This is a genomic window from Streptomyces sp. NPDC046308 (assembly GCF_055588065.1).
Map to the genome: position 1 here is coordinate 21,473 of NZ_JBVJFB010000012.1, position 24,383 is coordinate 45,855.

At 72.6% G+C, this 24,383-nt stretch carries 19 protein-coding genes; 13 read left to right on the forward strand and 6 right to left on the reverse strand.

Annotation, left to right across the window (positions count from 1 at the left end; genetic code table 11):
• The first annotated feature begins 111 nt into the window (after positions 1-111).
• The 3 genes from ACZ6JT_RS33955 to ACZ6JT_RS33965 all read left to right on the forward strand — a co-directional run bounded on the left by ACZ6JT_RS33955 (position 112) and on the right by ACZ6JT_RS33965 (position 6,265).
• The gene (locus ACZ6JT_RS33955) at positions 112-3,960 is read left to right on the forward strand and encodes an nSTAND1 domain-containing NTPase (protein WP_469215862.1); all 3,849 of its coding nucleotides are present in this window, start codon (positions 112-114) and stop codon (positions 3,958-3,960) included.
• Positions 3,961-4,263: 303 nt separating this feature from the next.
• Entirely contained in the window at positions 4,264-4,812 is a 549-nt protein-coding gene (locus tag ACZ6JT_RS33960; protein WP_469216098.1) for a streptavidin, read from the forward strand.
• 520 nt (positions 4,813-5,332) lie between these two features.
• Entirely contained in the window at positions 5,333-6,265 is a 933-nt protein-coding gene (locus ACZ6JT_RS33965) for a cytochrome P450 (RefSeq protein ID WP_469215864.1), read from the forward strand.
• Between the two features lie 37 nt (positions 6,266-6,302).
• On the opposite strand, the gene ACZ6JT_RS33970 is transcribed toward ACZ6JT_RS33965, so the two are convergent.
• From ACZ6JT_RS33970 to ACZ6JT_RS33995, 6 genes are all read right to left on the reverse strand, one after another.
• Positions 6,303-7,505 carry a thiolase family protein gene (locus ACZ6JT_RS33970; RefSeq protein ID WP_469215866.1) on the reverse strand — a complete coding sequence of 401 codons (1,203 nt, stop codon included), beginning with the start codon at positions 7,503-7,505 and terminating at the stop codon, positions 6,303-6,305.
• Positions 7,502-9,043: an AMP-binding protein gene (locus ACZ6JT_RS33975; RefSeq protein ID WP_469215868.1), complete on the reverse strand. Its 1,542-nt coding sequence runs from the start codon at positions 9,041-9,043 to the stop codon at positions 7,502-7,504. The genes ACZ6JT_RS33970 and ACZ6JT_RS33975 overlap by 4 nt, the downstream gene beginning before the upstream one ends.
• A 48-nt stretch (positions 9,044-9,091) precedes the next feature.
• A complete protein-coding gene (locus tag ACZ6JT_RS33980; protein ID WP_469215870.1) occupies positions 9,092-10,255 on the reverse strand; it encodes an 8-amino-7-oxononanoate synthase in 1,164 nt (387 codons plus the stop codon).
• A gap of 16 nt (positions 10,256-10,271) precedes the next feature.
• Positions 10,272-11,453 carry a beta-ketoacyl-[acyl-carrier-protein] synthase family protein gene (locus tag ACZ6JT_RS33985; RefSeq protein WP_469216100.1) on the reverse strand — a complete coding sequence of 394 codons (1,182 nt, stop codon included), beginning with the start codon at positions 11,451-11,453 and terminating at the stop codon, positions 10,272-10,274.
• Positions 11,453-11,695, reverse strand: coding sequence for an acyl carrier protein (locus tag ACZ6JT_RS33990; RefSeq protein WP_469215872.1), 243 nt, complete (start codon positions 11,693-11,695; stop codon positions 11,453-11,455). Before ACZ6JT_RS33990 ends, ACZ6JT_RS33985 begins: the two co-directional genes overlap by 1 nt.
• A gap of 101 nt (positions 11,696-11,796) precedes the next feature.
• The gene (locus ACZ6JT_RS33995; protein WP_469215874.1) at positions 11,797-13,023 is read right to left on the reverse strand and encodes an MFS transporter; all 1,227 of its coding nucleotides are present in this window, start codon (positions 13,021-13,023) and stop codon (positions 11,797-11,799) included.
• A 756-nt stretch (positions 13,024-13,779) separates the two neighbouring features.
• Between ACZ6JT_RS33995 and pabB the strand changes: the two genes are divergently transcribed.
• Genes pabB through ACZ6JT_RS34045 form a run of 10 tightly spaced genes read left to right on the forward strand, consistent with a single transcriptional unit; the run spans position 13,780 to position 24,383 of the window.
• Positions 13,780-15,789, forward strand: a complete 2,010-nt coding sequence (gene pabB, locus ACZ6JT_RS34000) for an aminodeoxychorismate synthase component I (protein ID WP_469215876.1) — start codon at positions 13,780-13,782, stop codon at positions 15,787-15,789.
• The gene (locus tag ACZ6JT_RS34005; protein ID WP_469215878.1) at positions 15,786-16,262 is read left to right on the forward strand and encodes a GNAT family N-acetyltransferase; all 477 of its coding nucleotides are present in this window, start codon (positions 15,786-15,788) and stop codon (positions 16,260-16,262) included. The genes pabB and ACZ6JT_RS34005 overlap by 4 nt, the downstream gene beginning before the upstream one ends.
• The gene (locus ACZ6JT_RS34010; RefSeq protein WP_469215880.1) at positions 16,259-17,197 is read left to right on the forward strand and encodes an arginase family protein; all 939 of its coding nucleotides are present in this window, start codon (positions 16,259-16,261) and stop codon (positions 17,195-17,197) included. Before ACZ6JT_RS34005 ends, ACZ6JT_RS34010 begins: the two co-directional genes overlap by 4 nt.
• Positions 17,194-17,517 carry a chorismate mutase gene (locus ACZ6JT_RS34015; RefSeq protein WP_469215882.1) on the forward strand — a complete coding sequence of 108 codons (324 nt, stop codon included), beginning with the start codon at positions 17,194-17,196 and terminating at the stop codon, positions 17,515-17,517. The genes ACZ6JT_RS34010 and ACZ6JT_RS34015 overlap by 4 nt, the downstream gene beginning before the upstream one ends.
• Complete coding sequence (locus ACZ6JT_RS34020; RefSeq protein WP_469215884.1) at positions 17,514-18,101, forward strand: hypothetical protein; 588 nt, start codon at positions 17,514-17,516, stop codon at positions 18,099-18,101. Before ACZ6JT_RS34015 ends, ACZ6JT_RS34020 begins: the two co-directional genes overlap by 4 nt.
• Positions 18,098-19,258 carry a LeuA family protein gene (locus ACZ6JT_RS34025; RefSeq protein WP_469215886.1) on the forward strand — a complete coding sequence of 387 codons (1,161 nt, stop codon included), beginning with the start codon at positions 18,098-18,100 and terminating at the stop codon, positions 19,256-19,258. Before ACZ6JT_RS34020 ends, ACZ6JT_RS34025 begins: the two co-directional genes overlap by 4 nt.
• Complete coding sequence (locus ACZ6JT_RS34030; protein WP_469215888.1) at positions 19,255-20,058, forward strand: class I SAM-dependent methyltransferase; 804 nt, start codon at positions 19,255-19,257, stop codon at positions 20,056-20,058. The genes ACZ6JT_RS34025 and ACZ6JT_RS34030 overlap by 4 nt, the downstream gene beginning before the upstream one ends.
• Positions 20,048-21,295: a GNAT family N-acetyltransferase gene (locus ACZ6JT_RS34035; RefSeq protein ID WP_469215890.1), complete on the forward strand. Its 1,248-nt coding sequence runs from the start codon at positions 20,048-20,050 to the stop codon at positions 21,293-21,295. The genes ACZ6JT_RS34030 and ACZ6JT_RS34035 overlap by 11 nt, the downstream gene beginning before the upstream one ends.
• Positions 21,292-23,319, forward strand: a complete 2,028-nt coding sequence (locus tag ACZ6JT_RS34040; protein WP_469215892.1) for a LeuD/DmdB family oxidoreductase small subunit — start codon at positions 21,292-21,294, stop codon at positions 23,317-23,319. The genes ACZ6JT_RS34035 and ACZ6JT_RS34040 overlap by 4 nt, the downstream gene beginning before the upstream one ends.
• Positions 23,316-24,383, forward strand: coding sequence for an isocitrate/isopropylmalate dehydrogenase family protein (locus ACZ6JT_RS34045; protein ID WP_469215894.1), 1,068 nt, complete (start codon positions 23,316-23,318; stop codon positions 24,381-24,383). Before ACZ6JT_RS34040 ends, ACZ6JT_RS34045 begins: the two co-directional genes overlap by 4 nt.

Below are 24,383 nucleotides of genomic sequence, written 5' to 3' on the forward strand. Positions count from 1 at the left end.
GACGGCTCCGGGGGTTCCTGTGCTCGTCATACCGGCTGGAAGATCCGGGTTTCCGGCCCTCCCTCGCGGTAGCCTGGGCAGCGCCGCCCCGCTGCCCGGGCGCGCATTGCCATGGGGGATGTCTTGGGGGATCCGGACCGCCGGCGGAACACCGACCACCCGTACGAATCCGAAGGCGCCGCGGCGCACTTCCCCGCACAGCTGAGACGTCTGCGGGTGCAACGCGGCCTGTCCCTCGCGGACCTCGCACGGCAGACGCACTACAGCAAGGGCTACCTCAGCAAGATCGAGACCGGCTCGAAGCGCGTCACCGTCGACGTCGCGCGGCGCTGCGACGACGTGCTGCGGGCGGGAGGTGAACTGCTGCGGATGGTACGGGAGACGGGAACGCCCGGCGCCGGTGCCGGCGTGGCCCCCGGCGCGGAGCACCCGGCCGGCGCCGGGCCGGCGGCGGACGGCGCGTGTCCGTACCGCGGCCTGCCGGCCTTCACCGCGGGGGACGCCGAGTGGTTCTTCGGCCGGGAGCGCGCCACGGCCGAGCTGGTCGAACGGGTCTTCGAGCGGGTCGGCGTGGGCCCGCTGATGCTGGTCGCCCCGTCGGGCGCGGGCAAGTCCTCGCTGCTCAACGCCGGTCTCGTGCCGGCGCTGCGGCGTCGCGGGGGGTTTCCGATGCCCGGCGCCGACACCTGGCCGGTGGTGCGGTTCACTCCCACCGCGCGTCCGCTGGAGGAGCTGCTGGACCGCGCCGCGAAGGTGCTGGGCGCCGATCCCGGCATCACCGCGGGGGAGTTGCGGGAGCGTCCGCACGCCCTGCTCGAAGCCGCCCGCCGGGTCCCGGACCCTCCCCCGGGCGGCTCCGGGGACCGGCGGCCGCCTCCCCCGCGTCCGGTGCTGCTCGTCGACCAGTTCGAGGAGCTGTTCACGCTCTGCTCCGACGAGGACGAGCGGCGCGCGTTCGTCCGTGTCCTCTGCGCGCTGGCCGCGTCCGGACCGGCGACGCCGGCCGGTCACGACCCCGCCGTCGTGGTGCTCGGCGTACGGGCGGACTTCTCCGGGAACTGCCTGGACCTTCCGGAGCTGGCCCCGGTCTTCACCGGTGGGCTGTACGTGCCGCCCCCGATGTCCCCGGCGGAACTGCGGGAGTCGATCACCCGGCCGGCCGAGCTCGCCGGTCTCACCCTCGAACCGGGCCTGGTCCCGCTGCTGCTGCGCGACGTCGGACTGCGCGACGACCCGCCGGACCGGACTCCGTCCGGCGCGCTGCCGCTGCTCTCCCACGCGCTGATGGCCACCTGGCGGCAGCGCGAGGGCGCCACCCTGACCGTCGCCGGGTACGAACGCACCGGCGGCATCCAGGGGGCGATCGCCCGCACGGCCGAGGAGGTGTTCACCCGCCTGTACCCGGCGGAGCAGCACACGCTGCGCCGCGTCCTGGTACGGCTGGTGCACGTGGCCGACGGCACGGGCGCGGCCCGGCGCCGGATGAGCCGGACCGCCCTGATGGAACAACTGGCCGACGCGGGCCCCGCTGCGGCCGCGCTCGACACCTTCGTGCGGGCCCGCCTGATCACGATGGACAGCGACACCGTCGAGATCACCCACGAGGCGCTGCTGCACGCCTGGCCACGGCTGCGCGGCTGGATCCGCGCCGACCGGGCCGGGCTCCTGATCCACCAGCAACTGGCCCACGCCGCCGCCGAGTGGGAGCGCGAGGGCCGGGACCCGTCGGCGCTCTACCGCGGGACCCGGCTGGACACCGCCCGCTCCTGGGCCGACGAGCTGGACGGCAGGAGCCGGCTCGCTCCCCTGGAGGCCGCGTTCCTCCGGGCCGGCCAGGAGGCGCACGACAGCCGCGAGCGGCAGGCCGCGCGCCAGGTGCGGCTGCGGCAGCGGATGCTGGCCACGCTCGTCGTGCTGCTGGTGCTCGCGGTGGGCGCCGGCGGCCTGGCCTACCAGCAGCGCGCGGGGGCGCTCGGCCAGGAGCGCCTCGCGCGTTCGCGGGCGCTCGCCCTGCAGTCGGCGGCACTGGCCGCCGGCCAGCCGGAGGCGTCGATGCTGCTCGCCGGGGAGGCCTACCGGACCGCGCCGACGAGCGAGGCCCGGGGGGCCCTGCTGAGCACCCAGTCCCAGCCGTTCATCGCCCGCCTGGGCGGGCACGGCGGGCCGGTGAACGCGGTGGCCTTCTCGCCGGGCGACGGCGCGCTGGCGACGGCCGGTTCCGACGGGACGGTGACCCTGCGGCGGGTGGCCGACCGCCGCACCCTCGCCACCTTCACCATGCCCGGGCGGGCCCGCGCGGTCGCCGTCAGCCCCGACGGGCAGAGCCTGGCGGCCGCCTCCACGGACGGGCCGGCGCGGCTCTGGGACACCGTGACCCACCGTCCGACGGGGGTGCTCCCCGCGAGCACGACGGGCGCCCGGGCCGTGGCCTTCGCCCCGGACGGGCGGACCCTGGCCGTCGCCGGCGCGGACGGGACGGTCCGGCTGTGGGAGAGCGCCGGGGACCACCGCGCCGTCGCCTCCCTCGCGGGCCACGCCGGGCGGGTCAACGCCCTCGCGTACGCCCCGGACGGCCGGACGCTGGTCTCGGCCGGCGCCGACCGGACCGTACGGCTGTGGGATCCGGTGGAGGCCCGCCCCCTGGCCGTGCTCACCGGGCACACCGGCGAGGTGCTGGGGGCGGCGTTCGCCCCGGACGGCCGCACGGTCGCCACGGGGGGCGTGGACCGGACCGTACGGCTGTGGGACGTGGGCGGGCGGCGGACGGCCGCGACGCTGACCGGGCACAGCGACGACGTCAACGGCGTCGCCTACACACCGGACGGGACGACGGTCGTCAGCGCGGGGGGCGACGGGACGACCCGGCTGTGGGACGTGGCGGGCGGCCGGCTGACGGCGACGCTGGCCGGGCACACCGACTACGTGCTCGGGGTGGCGGTGGACCAGCGCGGGGCGGTGCTGGCCACCGCCGGCTTCGACCAGTCGGTGGTGCTGTGGGACCTGCGGGGCGCGGCGCTGGCCTCGCGGCCGTTCACGGAGATCTGGCACGCCGCGTACAGCCCGGACGGCAGGCTGCTGGCGACGGCGGAGGCGGATCACCGGGTGCGGCTGTGGGACGTGGCGGAGCGCAGGGTGCTGGCCACCTTCGAGGGACACGGCGAGACGGTGTTCTCGGTGGCCTTCTCCCCCGACGGGCGCACCCTGGCCTCGGCCGGCTCCGACGGGACCGTACGGCTGTGGGACGTCGCGGCGGGCGGTCCGTCGGCCACGCTCGCGGGGCTGGGCGGCACCGTGTTCGCGGTGGCCTTCTCCCCCGACGGGCGGACGCTCGCCTCGGCCGGCTCGGACGGCACCGTACGGCTGTGGGACGTCGCGGCGCGGCGCTCGCTCGCCACCCTCACCGGGCACACGGATTTCGCCAACGACGTGGCGTTCAGCCCCGACGGGCGCACCCTGGCGAGTGGCGGCGACGATCTGACGGTCCGTCTGTGGGACGTGGCGGGGCGCCGTCCGCTGGCCGCCCTGACCGGTCATACGGGCGCGGTGCGCGGGGTGGCCTTCAGCCCGGACGGGCGGACCCTCGCCAGCAGCGGCAATGACGGGACCGTGCGGCTGTGGGACGCGCGGCGCCACCGCTTCCGGGCGGCGCTGTCGGGCCACACCGGCTCCGCGCGGGGCATCGCCTTCTCCCCGGACGGGCGCACGCTGGCGAGCAGCGGCAACGACCGCACGGTGCGGCTGTGGGACGTGGCGGCGCGCCGGACGGTGGCGGCGCTGGCCGGCCACGCCAGCGCGGTGTGGGGGGTCGCCTTCGCCCCCGACGGGCGGACGGTGGCCAGCAGCAGCACGGACGGAACCGTACGGCTGTGGAACCTGGACGTGGGGGCGCGTCTTGCGGCGATCGACGGGTTGCGGAAGGGCCCGGCCGGCCGGGGAATGGCTGATCCACAGGGGAGTTGACGAGGCCAACGTCCATACTCGGCCAGAGTTTGGCTGAATTTCCTTTGCAGAAAACGTTGCTGCGAACCCCCGTGGCAATAGTACGATTTCCACCGAACATGTGCCCTTGGCAACCATCGACCCGGACCTCGACCATCCTGTTCTGCCGCCAAAGGCCCATGCCGCATTGCCGCTTGTCCACCGGCACCGTCAGGTGCACGGCCGAGGTCACAAACCTTGACGGGCGGGGCACGGACGGCGTGCGCGACATGCGCGCCGACCACCCCGTCGGCAACACCTAGGGGAGTATTTTCCGTGTCTCACATGCGCAAGATCGTCGTTGCAGCCATCGCCGTTTCGCTCACCACCGTCGGGATTACGGCCAGCGCCTCGGCGGACCCCACGAAGGACGCGAAGGCCCAGGTCTCGGCCGTCGAAGCCGGCATCACCGGCACCTGGTACAACCAGCTGGGCTCGACCTTCATCGTGACCGCGAACGCGGACGGCGGCCTCACCGGCACCTACGAGTCGGCCGTCGGCAACGCCGAGAGCCGTTACGTCCTGACCGGCCGTTACGACACCGCCGCCGCCGACGGCACCGGCACCGCCCTCGGCTGGACGGTGGCCTGGAAGAATAACTACCGCAACGCCCACTCCGCCACGACGTGGAGCGGCCAGTACGTCGGTGGCGCCGAGGCGAAGATCAACACCCAGTGGTTGCTGACCTCCGGCACCACCGCGGCCGACGCCTGGAAGTCCACCCTGGTCGGCCACGACACCTTCACCAAGGTGAAGCCGTCCGCCGCCGCCATCGACGCGGCCAAGAAGGCCGGCGTCAACAACGGCAACCCGCTCGACGCCGTCCAGCAGTAGGACGCGCCCGGGCACCCGGGTGCCGAGACACCGCACCGAACGCGTGCGGGCCGTCCGGAGGACCCTCCGGACGGCCCGTCCGTCCGCGGACCCGCCCCGGCGCCGTCCACGCGAGACGCGTCTCACACAGACTCGTCCCCGGCGGGTGTTCAGCGTGATCACGACGGCTTGATACCGTCGGCCGGGGGAAGGTGGAATTGACGTGATGGTGGCAATACCCGTTGGCAGTGTGGATCTTTTCGACCAGGGGTACGCACTCGACCCCTATCCGACGATGGCGGCACTCCGCGCGAAAGAACCCGTGAAGTACGACGAGAACACGGGGCTTTGGCTGATAAGCCGGTACGAGGACGTGCGCCGCATTCTCCTCGACCCGGAGAATTTCCTTCCGGATAATGCGATCGATGCCGTCGGGCGTTTCTCGGTGCCGACGCTGCGCGCTCTCGCACGGGTCAGGTTCGACCTTCCGCAAACGCTTGCAAACAACAGCTCGGACAGTCACGCCGGTTATCGGCGGATCATGACGAAGTTGTTCAACGCCCAGGCCGTCACCGCCTCGGTGCCGATGGTCGAGAAGGTCGTGGCGGAGGCGCTCGACGACGTGGAGCGGCGGCTGGCCGCCGACGGCGCGTGCGATCTGGCGACGACCATCGCCCGGGACGTGCCCTTCCGGGTGATGCTGCGGCTGCTCGGTCTGGAATCGGCCATCGACGTGGACATCGACACCCTGGCCCGGTGGAGCGACGCCTCCCTGGAACTGTTCTGGGGGCGGCCGCGGGGCGAGCGGGAGGTGGCACTGGCCCGCGAGGCCGCCGACTTCTACGCCTGGCTCACCGCGCTGGTCTCCAAGCCCGCGCCCGAGGAGGCCACGCTGCTCGGCGCGCTCGCCGCGCACCGGCTGCCGGACGGGGAGCCGCTGGGCGTGAGCCAGAGGGCCGCGGTGGTCTACTTCATGATCATCGCCGGTCAGATGACGACCACCCAGATGCTCAGCACCATGTACCGCAGGGCCCTGCGGGAGCCCGGCCTGTGGCAGCGGTTCGCCGAGGCTCCGGCGACCGTCGGGCCGTGGACCGAGGAGGTGCTGCGGCGCGATCCGCCCATCACCACCTGGCGACGGGTCACCGGCCGGCCGGTGACCCTGTCCGGTGTGGGCCTGCCGGCCGGGGCGCCGCTGCTGCTGATGCTCTCGTCCACCGGCTCGGACACCGAGGTCTTCGAGAACCCCGAGCAGCTCTGCCCGCACCGGGCCAACGTCCGCAAGCACCTGTCCTTCGGCGTGGGGCGTCACCGCTGCTCCGGCGCCGAACTGGCCAGGATGGAAGCCGATGTGGTGATGCGGATGACGGCCGAGCGGCTCCCGGACCTCAGGCTCTCGGACCGGTCCTCGCCCGGGATGCTGGCGCTGCTGTCGTTCCGGGCCCCCCTCCAGGTGCTGGTGGAGCGGGGCTGAACAAGGCCCCGCCGCCGCCCGGGGGTCCGGCCGGCGGTCAGGGCCGCGGCGCATGGCGTTCGAAGAGGGTGGCGATGCCGAGGCCGCCCGCCGCCCCGAGCGTGGCCAGGCCGTACCGGGCGCGGCCCGCCACGGGGTCCGTGTCCCCGAACATGTCGGAGAAGAGCCGGGTCACCAGAACGGCACCCGAGGCGCCCCACGGATGGCCCAGCGCGATGGCGCCGCCGCCGCGGTTGACCCGCTCCTCGGGGATGCCCAGTTCGTCCAGGCAGGTCAGTACCTGACCGGCGAACGCCTCGGTGAACTCCACCAGTTCGACGTCGGCGAGGTCGAGGCCGGGATTGCGCTCAAGCAGCCGGCGCACCGCCGGGACGGGACCCCAGCCGAGGATCTCCGGGTCCACGCCGGTCACCGCGGAGTCGGTGACCCGCAGCCCCCTCGTCAGGCCCAGCTCGCGGAACTTCCGCTCGGAGACCACCGCGACCATGGCCGCGCCGTCGTTGACCGGGCAGGAGTTGCCGGCGGTGACGGTGCCGCCCTCGACGAACGCGGGCCGCAGCCGCGCGAGCTTCTCCAGGCTGGTGTCCGGCCTCGGGCACTCGTCCGCCGTCACGGTCACGGTGCCCGCCCTGCCGACGCGTACGTCCACGGGCACCAGCTCGGCCGCGTGGCGTCCCGCCCGGGCGGCCTCGACCGCTTTGCGGTGGCTGGCGAGCGCGAACCGGTCCTGGCGTTCCCGGGTGATCCCGCCCCGCCGGGCCACGTTCTCCCCGGCGACCCCCATGTCGGGGTCCCCGAACCCGGCGGGCACGAAGTGCGGGCGGGCGTAGAACCGGGGTGTCCCGTGCGGGACCGGCGGGCGTTCCACCCGCCAGGGTGCGGTGCTGGCGCTCTCCGCGCCGCCGGCCAGGATGACGTCCGCCGCTCCCGCCGCCACCAGCCGGGCCGCCAGGTTGACGGCCTCCAGACCGCTGCCGCACTGCCGGTCGACGGTGGTCGCCGGCACCTCGATGCCCAGGCCCGCGGTGAGCGCGGCGTACCGGGCGGGGTTGCCGCCCGAGCCCCCGGCATTGCCGACGATCACGTCGTCGACGTCGGCTCCGGTGAGCCCCAGGTCCTCCAGCACGGCCGTGAGGACGGGCCCGAGGAGCTCGTGGATCGGTGTGGTGGCGAAGGCACCGCCGATCCGGCCGATCGGGGTCCGCCGCGCCGCCGCGACGATGGGCAGCCGCCCGTTCACATGACCTCCCGCATACCGTGGCGACCGTCGAGGAGGATGCCGCGCACCCGCCCGTGGTCGATCTTTCCGCTGGACGTGTAGGGCAGCGCGTCCGTCTCGAACAGCCGCCTGGGGCACTTCTGCCGCGACACGTGGGCCGCGGCCCGGTCGCGTACCTCCGTCAGGGCGAGGCGCGCCTCGCCGTGCCACCGGACCACCGCGCACACCAGGTCGCCCCAGTGCTCGTCGGGCAGGCCGACCACCGCGGCCTCGGCGATCTCCTCCAGCTGGAGCAGGGCCGCCGTGACCTCCTCCGGGTACACGTTGAGCCCGCCGCTGATCAGCATTCCCTTCTTCCTGCCGACGAGGTGGAGGTAGCCGCGCTCGTCGAGGCGGCCGACGTCGCCGACGGTGAACCAGCCGTCCCGGTCCGGGCCTTCGCCGTCCTGCGCCGACAGGTAGCGGGTGAAGAGCATGTCGCTGCGCACGTGTACCTGCCCCGGCTCGTTCACGCCGACCTCCTCGCCCGAGGGCGAGCGCAGCGACAGCTCGACTCCGGCCGCCGGCCTGCCGACCGACTCCCGCGGGCCGTCGTCGTCCCCGTGGAGGACGGAGACGAGGCTGAGTTCCGTCGCGCCGTAGAACTCCACGGCGTCGGCGTTCGGGAAGAGCTCCCCGGCCTGGGCGCGGCGGGCAGGGGACCATTTCGCGCCCACCGAGAGCAGGGAGCGCACCCCGGGGAAGCGGCGGCCCGGGTGCCGGCGCGCATGGTCGAGCAGCGCCTGGAACATGGTCGGCACCAGGTAGAGCCGGGTGGCGGAGTGCCGCTCGATGTCGTCGAGCGCGCGGCCCGCGTCGAAGGCGGGCGTCAGGCAGACGGTCGCCCCGACGTGCAGTGCGTGCACCAGGCCGAAGAGGAAGTGCGAGTGGGCGAGGGAGCCCGGCAGCAGGACGGTGTCGCTCGCGTCGATGCCGAACTCGTCGGTGTAGCGGTCGAAGGTGCGCAGCCAGGACCGGTGGGAGCGGACCACGCCCTTGGGCCGGCCGGTGCTCCCCGAGGTGAAGCCGACGTAGAACGGCGCGCTGTCCGGCACGCCGGCGAACCCGGCGGGGCCGCCGGGGTCCTCCCCGCCGCCGTGATCGCCCAGCCAGGCCTCGAAGCGGGGTCCGGGCACCTCCAGCAGGTCGGCGGGGGGCACGTACCGCGTGAGCGGTTCGGCGGCCCCCTCGCAGAACAGCCGGGAGGGCGGCGTGTCGCGCAGGACGGCGGCCAGTTCGGCGTCGCTCCACGCCGGGTCGAGGACCATGACCGGGACGCCGGCGACGGCCGCGCCGAGGAACAGGCGCGGGAACTCCTCGCGGTTGCCGAGGAGTACGGCGATCCGGACGTCGGGGCCGGGATGCGGGCCGAACTCGGCGCGCAGGGCGCGGGCGACGGCGAGCACGCCGCGCCGCAGCGCTCCGTAGCTCCACCGCCGCCCGGCTCCCCCGCCGATGGCGAGGGCGGCCCGGCCGGGTGTGGTCGTGGTGTTCGAGAGGAACCCACCGGCGATCGTCATGACGGTCTCCCTCACTCGGCCCGGGCCGACTCGCCCCGGGCAACGGGCTTACCAGGGGCTGTGCTTGACCACGACGTCGATCGCGCGGTCGATCTCGGCCTCGGTCAGGTCGGCGCGGGAGGTGAGCCGGATCCGGGAGAACCGGTCGGGCACCGACGGCGGGCGGAAGCACGCCACCTTGACGCCGTCGGCCAGGCAGTCCTGCGCCCACTTCGCGGTCTGAGCGGCGGAGGGCCCGCGGACCGAGACCACGGCCGCCTGCGCCTCGGTCACCGGCAGTCCGGTGGCCGCGAGGCGCTCGGCGAGGGTGACCGCCACGTTCCGGGTCCGGGCCGGCCGGTCCGGCTCGGCGCGCAGCACCCGGAGCGCCGCCAGGGCTCCGGCGGCGGAGGCGGGGGCGAGCCCGGTGTCGAACAGGAAACTGCGGGCCGTGTTCATGACGTGGTCGATCACCCGGCGGGGGCCGATCACGGCTCCGCCCTGGGCGCCGAGGGACTTGGACAGCGTGATGGTGGTGACCACGTCGGGGCTGCCGGCCAGCCCGGCGGCGGCCACCGCGCCCTCTCCGCGCTCGCCGATGACGCCGAACCCGTGCGCGTCGTCGACGAGGAGGCCGGCGCCCTGCCGGCGGCAGACGTCGAGGACGGCCCGGAGGTCGACGAGGTCGCCGTCGACCGAGAACACCGACTCGGTGACCGCCACCGCGCGTTGCTGCTCCCGTTCGGCGAGCACCCGCTCCAGCGCCTGCGGATCGGCGTGCGCGGTGTCGACCACGTCCGCGCCCGACAGCCGGTAACCGTCGATCAGGGAGGCGTGGTTGAAGGCGTCCGAGGCGATCATGGTGCCGGGGCGGGCCAGTACGGTGACCGCGCCGAGGTTGGCCAGGTAGCCCGAGGAGAAGACCAGTGCGGCCTCCGCTCCGCTGAACTCGGCGAGCTCCCGCTCCAGTTCGACGTGGAGCTCGGTCGTTCCGGTGGCCAGCCGGGAGCCGGTCGAGCCGGCTCCCCAGGTCAGGGAGGCGTCTGCCGCCGCCCGGACCACGTCGGGGTGGCGGGTGAGGCCCAGGTAGTCGTTGCCGCCGAAGTCGATGACGTTCGGCCGGGCGCCGCGGACCTGGACCCGGCGGGTGAGGCCCGCCCGGTCCCTGCGCCGTGTGCTGTCGTCGATCCACGCGAACACGTCGTTCGGATCGCTGTGTCGCTCTGCTTGCATCGCTTCGCTCCGAACGCTATCCGGCAGGGCCGAGGACGAGGACGCCGTTGTGGCCGCCGAAGCCGAACGACTGGGTGAGCGAGGGGCCGGGCTGCCACGTGCGGCCCCCGCCGGTCACCACGTCCACGGCGAGCGCCGGGTCGACCGTGGTGAGGCCGACGGTCGGCGGTATCAGCTCGTGGCGCATCGACAGGAGCACCGCGACGGCCTCCAGCGCACCGCCCGCGCCGAACGCGTGCCCGGTCGCCCCCTTGGTGGAGGTCACCGGCGGGCACTGGTCGAAGACCGACAGGATGGCGTTGGTCTCCGCCTCGTCGTTGCGCAGGGTGCCGGTGCCGTGCGCGTTGATCTGCCGTACGTCCTGCGGGCGCACCCCGGCGTCCTCGAGGGCGAGCCGGATGCACCGGGCGGCGTCGCCGCCGCCCGGGGCGGGCATGGTGATGTCGTGCGCGTCGGCGGTGCTGCCGGAGCCGAGCACCTCTCCGTGGAGGGTGGCGCCGCGCGCCACCGCCGTGTCCCAGTCCTCCAGGACGAGCACGGCGGCGCCCTCGGCGATGGCGAAGCCGTCGCGTTCCGCGTCGAAGGGCCGGGTGCGGCCGGAGGCGGACAGGGCCCGCATGTTGGTGAACCCGGCGACGATGGTCGGTGTGATCGCGGCCTCGGTGCCGCCGGCGAGCACCCGGTCACAGGTGCCGTCGGCGATCATCCGGGCGGCGTGCCCGATGGCGTGGGTGGCCGCGGCGCAGGCGGTCTCCAGGCTCTCGCACGGGCCGCGCCAGCCCTGGCGCATGGCCACCGTCGCGGCGGCGGCGTTGGCCATCATCATCGGCACGAGGAACGGGGAGACCCGGCGGCCGCCGCGCTCGTGGTGGATGACGGTCTGCCGTTCGAAGGTGCTGACGCCGGCCAGCGCGGTGGCGATGACGACGCCGCTGCGTTCGGCGTCCACCTCCGTGAGGCCCGCGTCGCGGTGGGCCATCTCGGCGGCCGCGACGGCGAACTGGGTGAACCGGTCGGTGTGCCGGGCTTCGCGGACGTCCATCCAGGGCGACGGGTCCCAGTCCGTCAGTTCCCGGTGGCCTTCGGGCGGCGGCTGGAAGAGGCCTTCCCAGAAGGCCTCCACCCCCGTGCCGCAGGCGCTCACGACACCGAGCCCGGTGACCGCGACGCGGCGTGCCCCTGGCGCCCTGCCTGCCATCACGCGACCAGCGAGAGGATGAGCCGGTGCAGGTCGTCGACGGTGCGGATGTCCTCCACCGCCTCGTCGGGCACCGAGATGCCGAACTCCTCCTCTATGGCCATGACCAGCTCCACCTGGATGAGGCTGCTGGCGCCCAAATCGTCGGTCAGGCTCGCGTCCGGGGTCACGGACTCCTGCTTGACCTGCAGCACGTCCACGGCGCAGGTGGTGAGCCGGTCGAAAACGTCGTCGTCAGCCACGGGTGGCCAACCTCCCCCAAAATAAGATGAATTGTCAGTGTTTCGTACTTTCCGGCTCCAGGGCCGCTGTGTCAGCGCCGGGAGGCCGGAAGTCATCAAGGTCACATGTCGTGCACGGGCTCCGGCAGCGCGCAGGCGGGCACCCCGGCCCGGCCCTTGCGACCTGCGGAAACCCTCGGGAGGACGACCAGCGCCAGAGCGATCAGCTCCAGGCAGGCGCCCGCCCAGGCGAGGGCGGCCGGTGAGAGCCTGTCCAGCACCGCCCCGCCGACCGCGCCGCCCAGGGCCACGCCGAGGTACGAGGCCGAGCTGTTGACGGAGATGGCCACGCTCGGGGCGGTGGGGGCCAGGTCCAGCACGCGGTGGATGGCGGTGGGCGGTTCGGCCCAGTAGACCGTCCCCCAGCCGACCGTGACGGCCAGGAAGAGGACCACCACCACCGTCGAGTCGGAGGCGAACCAGCTCGCCAGTACGGCCAGCAGCACCATGGCCGCCGCGACGCCCGACACCGAGGCGGTGAAGGTGCGCTGCGCCCCGACGCGGTCGCTCAGCCGGCCGCCGACCGCGTTGCCGACCGCGCCCGCGACACCGAACACCAGCAGGACGATGCTCACGCTGGCGTCGTCCATGCCCGTGGTGGCCCGGGTGAAGGCCGCCAGGTAGGTGAAGACGGTGAAGCAGCCGGCCACCGCGAACAGGTTGGCCAGCACGGCCAGCAGGACCGGGCGCCGCGCGCCGATCCGCACCCGGTCGCGCATGCTGATGAGCGGCGGCTGCGGCACCGCGGGCAGCACCAGGAACAGCCCGATGAACACGGGCAGGGCCAGTACCACGACGAGCGCCAACGTCAGCCGCCAGCTGCCGAGTTGCCCGACCAGCGTACCGCCGGGCACACCGAGCGCCGTGGCCACCGTGAGCCCGCCGATGATCAGGGACACCGCCCTGCCCCGGTACCGCTCCCCCGCGAGCGCCGTCGCGGTGGCCGCGGCGGTGTTCATGTAGAGGGCGGCGCTGATCCCGGCCAGGATCCTGGCCGCCATCAGCACCCCGTACGTGGGGGCGAGCGCACCCAGCACGTTGGCGAGCAGGAAGGCCAGCATCGAGCCGCGCAGCATGACGCGGCGGGACAGGCCGGCGGTCAGGGTCATCAGGACCGGAGCACTGATCGCGTAGCTGAGCGCGAAGGCCGTGACGAGCTGTCCGGCCACCGGTTCGGACACGTCCAGTTCACCGGCGATTCGCGGAAGAATCCCGCTGATGACAAATCCGTCGGTGCCGACGGCAAAGGAGCCGATCGCGAGAAGCGCCAGAATCACCTTGTGGGGCATGACGCCTCCCGGGGACCCTGTGCGCGATCACGCATGTCAGGATCGTGAATTTCCGAGCCCCCCTTTCAAGTCGAGCCGCTCTCGTGAACCGGCTGTACGAACGGGGTTGTTCCGATCAACGTACCAGCAAGCATGTCCCGGCAAAAACGGCTTTGACGTGAGGGCGATCACGCCTTGCGATGGCTGAAAAACATCTCCCTGCCGACGGCTTGACCAGCAATGACGGTTGCTTTTCAGACACATCCCGGCCGCCGCAGACAGATGTGGCTTAAATGCGACGGGTGGGCGAATACGTGGGGACCGTTTGTCAACGTGCGATTCCGACGAACTGCCACGCGGGGTGGTTCCATGACGGTTCGTCAGCAACGCCCGGAGCCGCGACACCTGACGTCGGACAACTGACTCGAGTAACGACTCCGGGCGTTACCGCTGGTCGCAGTGGGCTGAGTCACACGAGGGTGCATATTCGGCCCGGCGTGACTAGCATCGAACGGTGGAACGGCCTTCTCGGACCGCCGCATCGACCGCACGACCATTCCGCGCATCCGAGAAGATCCGAACAGTGACAGACACGACGGGGGCTTTACATGTCACTTTCATTGGCTTCGCCATGCGCACCTTTCTCTTGAACATGCCGACGTGTGCTCGACCAAGAGCGATCGATTCACCCGTGAATCACCACCGATAGAAAAGTCGGTCAGCCGGACCACCGTGCCCAAAAGGCCCGTTCCGGCCGTCAAGGAGCTCGACCACATCGTGATAGACCTGCGAATCCTTCTCGTAGACAACTATGACTCCTACACGTGGAACCTCTTCCAGCTGATATGGAAGGTGGCAGGCGTACCCCCGGTCGTCGTGCGCAACGACGAGGCGACGGCGGACGACCTCCTGCGCCGGGGCTTCACCCACGTCGTGATCTCCCCGGGCCCGGGCACCGCGGCCAGGGACGAGGACTTCGGGCTCTGCCGGGCCCTGCTCGAACAGGCCACCGTGCCCGTCCTCGGCGTATGCCTCGGCCACCAGGGCCTCGCCCTCGCCTTCGGCGGCGAGGTCCGGCACGCACCGGAGGTCGTGCACGGCCAGACGAGCTCGATCACCCACACCGGGACCGGCGTGTTCGCCGGCATCCCGCAGGGCTTCCGCGCGGTGCGCTACCACTCCCTCACCGTCACCGAACCGCTGCCGGAGGACCTCGTCGCCACGGCCTGGTCCGAGGGCGGCCTGCTGATGGGCCTCCAGCACCGTGAACGCCCGCTGCACGGCGTGCAGTTCCACCCCGAGTCGGTGGACAGCGAGTACGGGGAGGAGATCATCGCCAACTTCCTGGGCATCACGCCCACGCTCCGCTGGAGCGAACTGGACGTCGACCTGAGCGCCGAGGACCTGTTCCTGCGCGCCTTCGCCGACAGCCCGTACGCCTTCTGGCTCGACAGCTCGCGCACGGCGTACGGGATGGGCCGCCACAGCTACCTCGGCTCGTGCGCCGGCGCCGGCCTGGAAGTGATCCGGGCGTACGCCGGGGCGAACGTCGTCGAGCGCGAGACCCACGAGAGCGTCGAGCGCGTCCACGGCACCGTCTTCGAACACCTGAGGACCGGCCTCGCGGCCACCCCGGTGCCGTCCGGCGCCTCGCCCGTGCCGTTCGCCGGCGGCTACCTCGGCTATCTCGGATACGGGATCAAGGGAAGCGTCGGCATCGGCCGGGCGGGCAGCGGGGAGCGGCCGGACGCGGAACTCCTGCGCGTCGACCGCTTCGCCGCCTACGACCACGAGACCGACCGGCGCTACCTGATCACCGTGGGGCTCGGCGCCGAGGAGCACGAAGCCTGGTGCGAGGAGGTGCGCACGCTGGCACGGCGCGCCCTGGTGCCCCGGCCCCGGCGGGAGGCCGCACCGGCCGTACTGGAACCCGGCGTCGACCGGGAGACGTACCTGGAGCACTTCGACACCGTCCAGCGGTGGCTGCGCGACGGCGACTCGTACGAGGCCTGCTACACGTACCAGATCAGCGGCACCAGCGAGGCCGACCCGCTGGACACCTACCTCCGGCTGCGGGCGACCAACCCGGCGCCCTACGCCGCGTACGTCCGGCTGGGCGAGCGCTCCATCCTGAGCTCATCGCCGGAGCGGTTCGTCACGGTGGCCGGCAACGGCGAGGTCGAGGCCAAGCCCATCAAGGGGACCGCCCCCCGGCACGCCGATCCGGTGGCCGACGAGGCGGCCCGCAGGGCGCTGGAGACGGACCGCAAGATCCGCAGCGAGAACCTGATGATCGCGGACCTGCTCCGCAACGACCTCGGGCAGGTCTGCGACACCGGAACGGTGCACGTGCCCAAGCTGATGGCCGCCGAGTCGTACGCCACCGTGCACCAGCTCGTCACCACGGTGCGGGGCAGGTTGCGCGCCGACCGCGGCGCGGTCGACTGCGTCGAGGCGCTCTTCCCCGGCGGGTCGATGACCGGCGCGCCGAAGAAGCGGACCGTGGAGCTGCTCGACGCGCTGGAGCCGGAGGAGCGCGGGGTGTACTCCGGCAGCCTCGGGTACTTCGGGTTCGACGGGGCGGCGGACCAGTCCATCGTCATCCGCACCATCGTCTGGGAGGGCAACCGCGTGCGCATCGGCGTGGGCGGGGCGCTCATCGTGCTCTCGGACGGCGAGGAGGAGTTCCAGGAGACGCGGCTGAAGGCCCGTGCGCTGCTGCGGGTCCTCGGCGTCGAGGAACTGCGCGAGGTCACATCGGGAACGGCTGCGAGGTATCAGGGATGAGCACGGTGGAGTTCGAGACGGGCCCGGCCGAGCCCGCGGAGGCGCAGGCGGTGGCCGAGGCGGTCACCGCCCTCCTGCGGGAGCTGCGCGGGGACCCCTCCCACACGATCCCGGGCCTCGGCGCGGCCGTGGACGAGGCCATCGCCGGCAAGGACGGCTCCGGCGTGCTGGTCGCGCGGGACGGGGAGCGGCGCGTGGTCGGCGTCCTGGGGTACACCACCCAGACCGCTCTGCGGCTCGCCGCCCCCTACCGCCACGTCCAGGAGCTGTGGGTGGCACCGGAGCTGCGGTCCCGGGGGGTCGCGGCCCTGCTGCTGGAGGCGCTGGACGCGCGGTGCGCCGCGGACGGCGTCCGGCGGGTCGAAGTGTGCCTGCCCGCCGAGCAGTTCTCCACCTACCCGCGGACCCTGGCGTTCTACGAGCGCTCCGGTTTCCGTGTCATCGGCCCGCGCGTGATCAAGGACCTGTCATGACGCTGCACGTGGTGGTACCCGAGGAGTCCGAGGCGCTGCCGTTCACGGTCGAGCCGGGCGGCGCCCAGGTGGCCAGCAAGGAGATACCGGAGCGGATCCACCGGATCCTGGCCGGTCTGCTCGACGGCGGCGCGGTGGCGGCCCCGCTCGGCGCGGACGGCACGGCCCGCGCGGAGCGGATGGTCGGCGCGGTGCACGAGGCGGCCCTGCTGGAGCACCTGCGCCACGGGGTGCCCGAGGGCCGGGACTCGGTGCTCGACAGCGCGTTCGCGGCCCCGGGCCTGGAGCAGGAGACGCCGGTCACCCGCGGGGTGTGGCCCGCCGCCCTCGGGGCCGCGGCCGCCGCGGTCCGGGCGGCCGAGCTGACGGCCCGCCGGGGCGAGAACAGCTACGCCCTGGTGCGGCCCCCGGGCCACCACGCGGGCCCCGGCTGGTACGGCGGCTACTGCTTCCTCAACAACGCCGTCGTCGCCGCCCGGACCCTGCGCGAGGAGGGCGTGGCCCGCGTCGGCATCCTCGACGTCGACTACCACCTGGGCAACGGCACGCTCGCGTGCGTCCAGGGCGATCCCACGCTGCCGTTCGCCTCGGTGCACTCCAGCCACGCCAAGGACTTCCCGTACGCCTTCGAGCCGGGACCGGGGCTCTTCGGCGTGGAGTGCGACCCCGGCACGGAGGGGTTCCTCGCGCTCGTGAAGGACGCCCTGTCGCACCTCCTCCGGGAGGACGCCGAGGCCCTGGTGGTCTCGGTCGGCTACGACGTCCTCGCGGGCGACCCGCACGGCTCCTGGACGCTCCCGCCGGAGGTGTTCGGACCCGTCGCCGCGCTGCTGGCCGAGCAGCGCCTGCCCACCGTCTTCGTCCAGGAGGGCGGATACGGACTCCCGTCCCTGCGCGGCGCGGCCCGCGCCCTCGCATTGGAGGCCTCGCGATGAACGCGACTCCCGAAGACGTCCTGCGGCCCTTCCGGGAACGGCTGGAGGTACTGGACCAGCAGCTGGCGGAGCTGGTGGCGGCGCGCCTGGCGATCTGCTGCGAAGTGGCCGAGGTCAAGCGGGCCCACGGCATCCCGATGATGCAGCCGCAGCGGGTCACCGCGGTGCGCGAGGCGTACGCGGCCCGGGGCGAAAAGCTCGACCTCTCCCCCGCGTTCATGCGGTCCCTGGCGACCCTGCTCATCGACGAGGCGTGCCGCCTGGAGGACGAGATCATCGACGCTCCGGCGGCCGCGACGACTGTGGAGGCACGGCGATGACCCTGACGTTCACCACCCTCGGCCCCGAGGGAAGCTGCCACGAGAACGCCCTGCGCCACTACTTCGGGTTCCAGGGCATCGAGGACGACGCGAAGATCGACCTCACCATCGACCTGCACGAGGGCCTGGAGCGGGTGCGCCGCGGCGAGTCCGACTACCTCGTGCAGTGCAGCGCGCACCCCGAGGTGCACCTGCTCACCGAGCGGTACTTCAACGAGGTCCACGTGGTGGACACCTTCGTGTACCCCACCAAGGAACTGGTGCTGCTGAGCCGGGCCGACGTGGAGCGGCCCCGGTCCCTCGGGCTGGTCCCGGCGACCGCCGGGTACGTCGACGTGTCGCAGTGGGAGGAGGTCGTCCCGGTGGCGTCCAAGCCCGTGGTGGGCGCCCAGCTGCTGGCGGGGGCCTACGACTCGGGGCTCACCCACCTGGAGTACCTGGAGAAGTCGAAGGGGACGCTGCGCCTGGACCGCTACATCGGCGCGGTGACCACCACCTGGGTCGTCTACGGGCGCCGGCCCCGGTTCTCCGGTGAAGTCATCGGCACCAAGTGCCGCGAGTACCTGTTGGGAGAGGGCGCATGACCGGGACCGCATCCGCGGCGAGGAACATCCTCGTCTGTGACACCACGCTCCGCGACGGCGAGCAGACCTGCGGAGTGGCCTTCCAGGTCGAGGAGAAGGTGAGGATCGCCCGCCTCCTCGACGAGATGGGCGTCGACGTGATCGACGCCGGCTTCCCGGCCTCCTCGCAGGCCGACCAGGACGCCGTGCGCGGCATCTCCGCCCTGGGCCTGCGCGCCCGGGTGGTGGCGTTCTGCCGGCCCAACCGGACCGAGATCGACCTGGCCAGGGCCTGCGGGGCGAACGCCGTCTACACCTTCGTGCCCACCTCCGACGTGCACATGCGGGTCAAGTTCGGCGGCACGGACAGCGCGGTGCGCGAGCGCCTGAAGGCCGAGATGGCCGACGGCATCAAGTACGCCAAGAGCCTCGGCATGTACGTCGGCTGCGGCTCCGAGGACGCCACCCGGACCCCGTACGACTACCTCGAGGAGGTCCTCGTCCTCGCCCAGGAGAGCGGCGCCGACCTGGTGGGCGTCGCGGACACCGTGGGCTCCACCACCCCCGACGCCTTCCGGACGCTCATCCAGCGGCTGCGCTCGCAGATCCACGTGACGCTCTCGCTCCACTGCCACAACGACTTCGGCCTCGCCACGGCCAACACGGTCGCCGGCATCCTCGGCGGCGCCGACGAGGTCCAGTGCACGATCAACGGCCTGGGCGAGCGGGCGGGCAACGCCTCCCTGGAGGAGGTGACCGTGGCCCTGACCCAGCTGTACGGCTTCGAGACCCATGTGGACCTGTCCCGGCTCAAGCCCATGTCGAACCTGATCGCCGACCTGTCCGGCATCGGGGTCAGCCCGATGAAGCCGATCGTCGGCGGCAACGCCTTCTCGCACGAGTCCGGCCTGCACGTGTCCTCGGTGATGAAGGACTCCACCGCCTACGAGCCGCTGCGGCCCGAACTGGTGGGCCACACCCGGCGGATCGTCATGGGCAAGCACTCGGGCAAGGGCATCATCGCCCACGTCCTCGACGCCCACGGGCTCGCGTACGACGACGAGGTCCTCGGCGCGGTGCTCCTCGACGTCAAGGCGGCGTCCGTGCTGACGAAGTCCAGCGTCACCGAGGCCCAGGTGATCGAGATCCACCGCGCGCGAACGGCCGTACGGATATGAGCGCGGAGCACGACACCGGCACCGGCGCCGCCGCGGCCGACACCTCCGGCTGGTACGCGGACCAGACCTTCTGGGACGACTTCCACCCGCACATCTTCTCCGCCGAGCGCGCCGCGGAGGCCGCACGGATCGTGGAGCGGTCCCCGCTGTTCCGTTTCCCCTCCGGTGCCCGCGTCCTCGACCTGTGCTGTGGACCGGGCCTGTTCACGGTGCCGCTCGCGCGGGCCGGCCACGCGGTCACCGGCGTGGACCTCAGCGCGCCCCTGCTCGGCCGGGCCCGGGCGCGCTGTCAGGACGCCGGCGTCAAAGCCCGGTTCGTCGAGGCGGACATGCTCCGTTTCGCCGAGCCGGAGGCCTTCGACGCCATCGTCAACATGTTCACCTCCTTCGGTTACCTGGACCGGCACGAGGACAACGTCCAGGTGCTGCGCAACGCCCACACCAGCCTCGCGCCGGGCGGGACGCTGCTCGTCGACGTCGTCGGCAAGGAGATCCTCGCGCGGCTCGACGAGCGGGTCTCCTGTTCCGAGCAGAACGGAAAGCTGCTCTTCCAGCGGGACACCGTCCTCGACGACTGGAGCCGGCTGCGCAGCGACTGGTACTCCATCGACGGCTCGCACGCGGCCCGGGGCTCGATGACGCTCCACCTCTACGGGGCGAGTGACCTGCGGGCGATGCTCGCGGCCGCCGGCTTCACCGACGTCCGCTTCCACGGGGACTACGCCGGCGGACCGTACGACCACCGGGCCGAGCGTCTCATCGCGGTCGCCACGAAGGGCGTGGACGTCCGTGGGCACTGAGGTCGTCGTCGTACGGTCGGCATCCGGCGTGGACCGCGAGGAGTGGGACGCGCTCGTCCCCGACGCGCAGGTGTACCTCTCGCACGACTGGCTGCGCGCCGTCGAGGAGTGCTTCGGCTTCGAGCTGGTCCTCTTCCTGCTGCGGGACGGGGCGCGCACGGTCGCCGGCGTGCAGGGCCTGCTGGTCCGGGACCCGGACGCGTTTCCCTACCACGATCCGACGGGGGCCCTCTTCGGCGACTACGAGATGGACCACCTGCGCCGGGCGCTGGCGCGGGACCGCTCGCAGGAGGAGTCCGCCGAGGCGGCGGCGCTGCTCGCCGCCGTCGTGCGGACGGAGGCCGGGCACACGCGGGCGACCGGCTATCCGGCGCTGGTGATGACCAGTCCGTACGGGTACGCCAGTGACGTCCTGACCCTGCCGGACGTCGACCGGCGGCGTGCGATCGGTGAACTCCTTTCGGCCGTGGACGAGTTCTGCGAGGCGGCGGGGGTGCCCTCGCAGTCCTTCCTGTGGGAGTCCGGCGGGGACGGCGAGCTGCACCGCGCCCTGGCCGACCACGGCTACCTGGGGTTCCTCTCCGACCTGGAGTTCGACCTCGAGACCGGGCCGCACACCTCCCTGGAGGAGTACCTGGGCGCCCTGGACCGCAAGCGCCGTACCGTCGTCCGCGCCGAGATCCGCAAGTTCTCCGAAGCCGGGATGCGGGTCGAGCAGATCACGGAGCCGGACCCGGCGGTGATCGCCCGCTGCGCCGAACTGTCGGAGGAGCAGCAGAAGAAGTACGGGCTGCCGGTCGACCGGGCGGCGATGGAACGGCTGTTCACCGCGCTCCTCGGGGCCCCGCGGCTGGGTCCCGCGCTGTACGTGGTGCGCGGCCGGGAGGCGCAGGGGCCCGACATCGCGGGCTTCCTGCTGTGCCTGGAGGGCGGGGGCGTCCTGCACCCGAAGTTCCTCGGCTTCGACGCCGCCGCCGTCGGGGCCTCCTACGCCTACTTCAACCTCGTCTTCTACCACCTCGTCGAACTGGCCGTCGCGGGCGGCGCCCGGCGCATCGCCTACGGCATGGGTTCGGCGGACGCGAAGCGGCTGCGCGGCTGCCACCCGGCACCGGTGCGCGGCTGGATCCGCTTCTCCTCGCCCGCGGCGCACCGGCGCATCGAGCCGTACGTCACCGTCTTCGACTGCCTCAAGAAACAGCTTCTCGGCCACCAGGATGGACGCGTTCTGCGATGACTCTCGTACGACAGCTCTTCGAGCACAAACTCGGCCGTCCCGTCAGCACCGGCGAGGTCGTGGACCTGCCGTTCGACCTGTGCTGGGGCAGCGAGATGACCGTCAAGTGGGCCCTGGACATCCTCCGGGGCTCCGGCTTCGACGACGACTACATCACCGCCGGCCTCGCCGCGCAGCGGGAGAAGACGGCCTTCGTCTTCGACCACGTCGTCCCCACCCACACCGCCTCGATGGCCTCGATCCTCGTCGAGCTGCGGCGGTTCGCCCGCGAGCACGGCATCAAGGTGTTCGACGTGGGCTACGACGGCGGCATCCAGCACAAGATCCTCATCGAGCAGGGGCTGATCCGCCCCGGCGACGTCGCGGTCGGCGCCGACTCGCACAGCTGCACCGCGGGCGCGATCGGCTCGCTCGCCACCGGCATCGGCTCCACCGACCTGGCCATGGCCCTGGTCCGGGGCAGCGTCTGGATGCGGGTGCCCGAGGCGACGCTGGTCCGCTTCCACGGGAGTCTGCGTCCGCACGTACAGGGCAAGGACGTGGCGCTGTACCTGTGCGGGCTGATCGGGGTGCACGGCGCGGTCTACCGCAGCCTGGAGTTCGGCGGTCCCGGCCTCGCCTCCCTGGCGATCACCGACCGGCTGTCGCTGAGCAACATGGCGGTCGAGATGGGCGCCAAGTACGGCCTGTTCCCCACGGACGGGGTGCTCGCCGACTACCTCGGCGACGAGGTGGGGTACCCGTCCTTCGCCATCGACGAGGACGACTCCGAGTACGTCGACGTGATCGACGTCGACCTGGGCCTGATCGAGCCGACCGTCGCGCTGCCGTTCTCCCCCGACAACGCCGTCGGCACGCACCAGCTCCAGCACGTCCTGCGCAACTGGGAGGCGTACGAGGGCCGTGAGGACCTGATGACGGGCGTGGCGCCGCTGGCCCGCAGGGCCAACGGGAACGGCGAGATACCCGTCGACCAGGTCTTCATCGGTTCCTGCACCAACGGGCACCTGGAGGACCTGCGGGTCGTCGCGGACGTCCTGCGGGGCAAGCGGGTCCACGAGGGGGTGCGCACCATCGTCATCCCGGCCTCCCAGCAGGCCTACCGGGCGGCGATGAAGGAGGGCCTGATCGACGTGCTGATCGAGGCCGGCTGCTACGTGGAGTCCTCCAGCTGCGGTCCGTGCATCGGCATCAAGTCCGGTGTGCTCGGCAAGGGGGAGGTCGCCATCTTCACCTCCAACCGGAACTTCCGCGGCCGGTGCGGGGACGTCGACGCCAGCGTCGTCCTGGCCAGCCCCGCCATCGCCGCCCGGGCCGCGCTGACCGGCGTACTGGCCCCCATCGGCGACCGGAGCGACTACTACGCCGACGAGGACGCGCTGCGGCGCGGCATCGACGAGCTGTTCGCGCTCCACTCGGCGCGCGAGGGCCGGGCCCCGCTCACGGGCGGTCCGGACGGGCTGCCCGCGGCGCCGGCCGACGCGGATGGCGCCGGAGGCGGCGGACGTCTTGCCTGGGTCTTCGGCGACCACGTCAACACCGATGTGATCCTGCCGGGCGTGTTCTGCCAGATCCCCGATCCGGCCGAGTACAAGAAGCACATCATGGCCCACGCGGGCAACCAGCCGTTCCTCGACCACTACGCGCGGACCGGGCACGACCTGAGCGGCTCGGTGATCGTCGGCGGCATGAACTTCGGCTGCGGCTCCTCCCGCGAGAACGCCCCGATGGGCATCAAGGCCTCCGGCGCGCCCTTCGTCGTCGCGCACAGCTTCGCGCGGATCTTCTTCCGCAACGCCCTCAACATCGGCCTGCGGCTGGTGGAGGTCGGGGAGTTCGCCTACGAGATCCGCGAGGGCGACCGGCTGGTCGTCGACGACGAGCGCGGTGAGCTGGTCAACGTCACCCGGGGCACCTCCGCGCCGATCACCCCGCCCTCCGCCTTCGAGCGGGAGCTGCTGACCGCGGGCGGCCTCGTCGCCTACGCCGGCGCCCAGGTCCGGGCGCAGGCGGCGGCCTCGTGAGTACCCTCGCGGTCATCCCGGGAGACGGCATCGGCCCCGAGGTCATGGCCGAGGTGCTGAAGGTGCACGCGGTGGTCGAGGAGGTCTTCGGCACCGGCCTGAAGACCGAGGTGCTGCCCTACAGCGCCGACTGGTTCCTGGAGCACGGGGACGTCGACATCGACATCCAGGCCATCCGCGGCGCCTACCGGGCGGTGCTGCTCGGCGCGCTCGGCGACGCCCGGATCCCCGACAACCGGCACGCGATCCGGATCATCGGCGGACTGCGCCAGCAGCTCGAACTGAGCGTCAACCTGCGGCCGGTGCGCCTGCGCGCGCTCGCGCACTGCCCGCTCAAGCACGTGCGCTCGGTCGAGGACGTGGACCTCGTCATCGTGCGGGAGAACACCGAGGACGTGTACGTCGGCGTCGGCGGCACGGTCCGGGGCGGCCGCCCCGGCCACGTCGCGATGGAGGTCGGCGTCCACACCCGCTGGGCCGTGGACCGGGCGGTCACGGCCGCCTTCGAGCTCGCCCGCTCCCGCCGCCGCAGGCTCACCCTGGTGGACAAGAGCAACGCGATGCCGAGCGCCGGCCCGCTGTGGCAGAGCCGGTTCCGGGCCATCGCCGCGTCCTACCCGGACGTGGAGTGCGACCACCTGTACGTCGACGCCGCCGCCATGGAGCTGATCCGCGACCCCGCCCGCTTCGACGTGGTGGTGGCCGGCAACCTCTTCGGGGACATCCTCAGCGACGAGGCCGCCATGCTCGCCGGCGGGCTCGGGGTGGCGCCCTCGGCGAGCTACGACCCCGAGGACACGCAGTTCCTCGGCGTGTTCGAGGCCGTGCACGGCAGCGCGCCCGACCTCGTGGGCACGGGACGCGCCAACCCGCTCGCGTCCGTGCTGAGTTACTCGCTGATGCTGGACCGGATGGGCCTGACCGCGGCGCACACCGCAGTGGAACGCGCCGTCGACGAGGTGCTGTGCGGTGACCTGCTGACACCCGACCTGGGCGGTACCGCGCGCACCGCCGAGGTGGGCAACCTGATTTGCCGGGCGGTCGCCCGGCACGACAAGGACTGA

Coding starts and splice junctions, on each gene's coding strand:
- ACZ6JT_RS33975 (WP_469215868.1), bottom strand. CDS start 9,043: ATGACGATCGCCGGTGGGTTCCTCTCGAACACCACGACCACACCCGGC.
- ACZ6JT_RS34030 (WP_469215888.1), top strand. CDS start 19,255: ATGAGCGCGGAGCACGACACCGGCACCGGCGCCGCCGCGGCCGACACC.
- ACZ6JT_RS34025 (WP_469215886.1), top strand. CDS start 18,098: ATGACCGGGACCGCATCCGCGGCGAGGAACATCCTCGTCTGTGACACC.
- ACZ6JT_RS33980 (WP_469215870.1), bottom strand. CDS start 10,255: ATGCAAGCAGAGCGACACAGCGATCCGAACGACGTGTTCGCGTGGATC.
- ACZ6JT_RS34020 (WP_469215884.1), top strand. CDS start 17,514: ATGACCCTGACGTTCACCACCCTCGGCCCCGAGGGAAGCTGCCACGAG.
- ACZ6JT_RS33995 (WP_469215874.1), bottom strand. CDS start 13,023: ATGCCCCACAAGGTGATTCTGGCGCTTCTCGCGATCGGCTCCTTTGCC.
- ACZ6JT_RS33965 (WP_469215864.1), top strand. CDS start 5,333: ATGACGAAGTTGTTCAACGCCCAGGCCGTCACCGCCTCGGTGCCGATG.
- ACZ6JT_RS33955 (WP_469215862.1), top strand. CDS start 112: ATGGGGGATGTCTTGGGGGATCCGGACCGCCGGCGGAACACCGACCAC.
- ACZ6JT_RS33960 (WP_469216098.1), top strand. CDS start 4,264: ATGCGCAAGATCGTCGTTGCAGCCATCGCCGTTTCGCTCACCACCGTC.
- ACZ6JT_RS34005 (WP_469215878.1), top strand. CDS start 15,786: ATGAGCACGGTGGAGTTCGAGACGGGCCCGGCCGAGCCCGCGGAGGCG.
- ACZ6JT_RS34040 (WP_469215892.1), top strand. CDS start 21,292: ATGACTCTCGTACGACAGCTCTTCGAGCACAAACTCGGCCGTCCCGTC.
- ACZ6JT_RS33985 (WP_469216100.1), bottom strand. CDS start 11,453: ATGGCAGGCAGGGCGCCAGGGGCACGCCGCGTCGCGGTCACCGGGCTC.
- ACZ6JT_RS34015 (WP_469215882.1), top strand. CDS start 17,194: ATGAACGCGACTCCCGAAGACGTCCTGCGGCCCTTCCGGGAACGGCTG.
- ACZ6JT_RS34010 (WP_469215880.1), top strand. CDS start 16,259: ATGACGCTGCACGTGGTGGTACCCGAGGAGTCCGAGGCGCTGCCGTTC.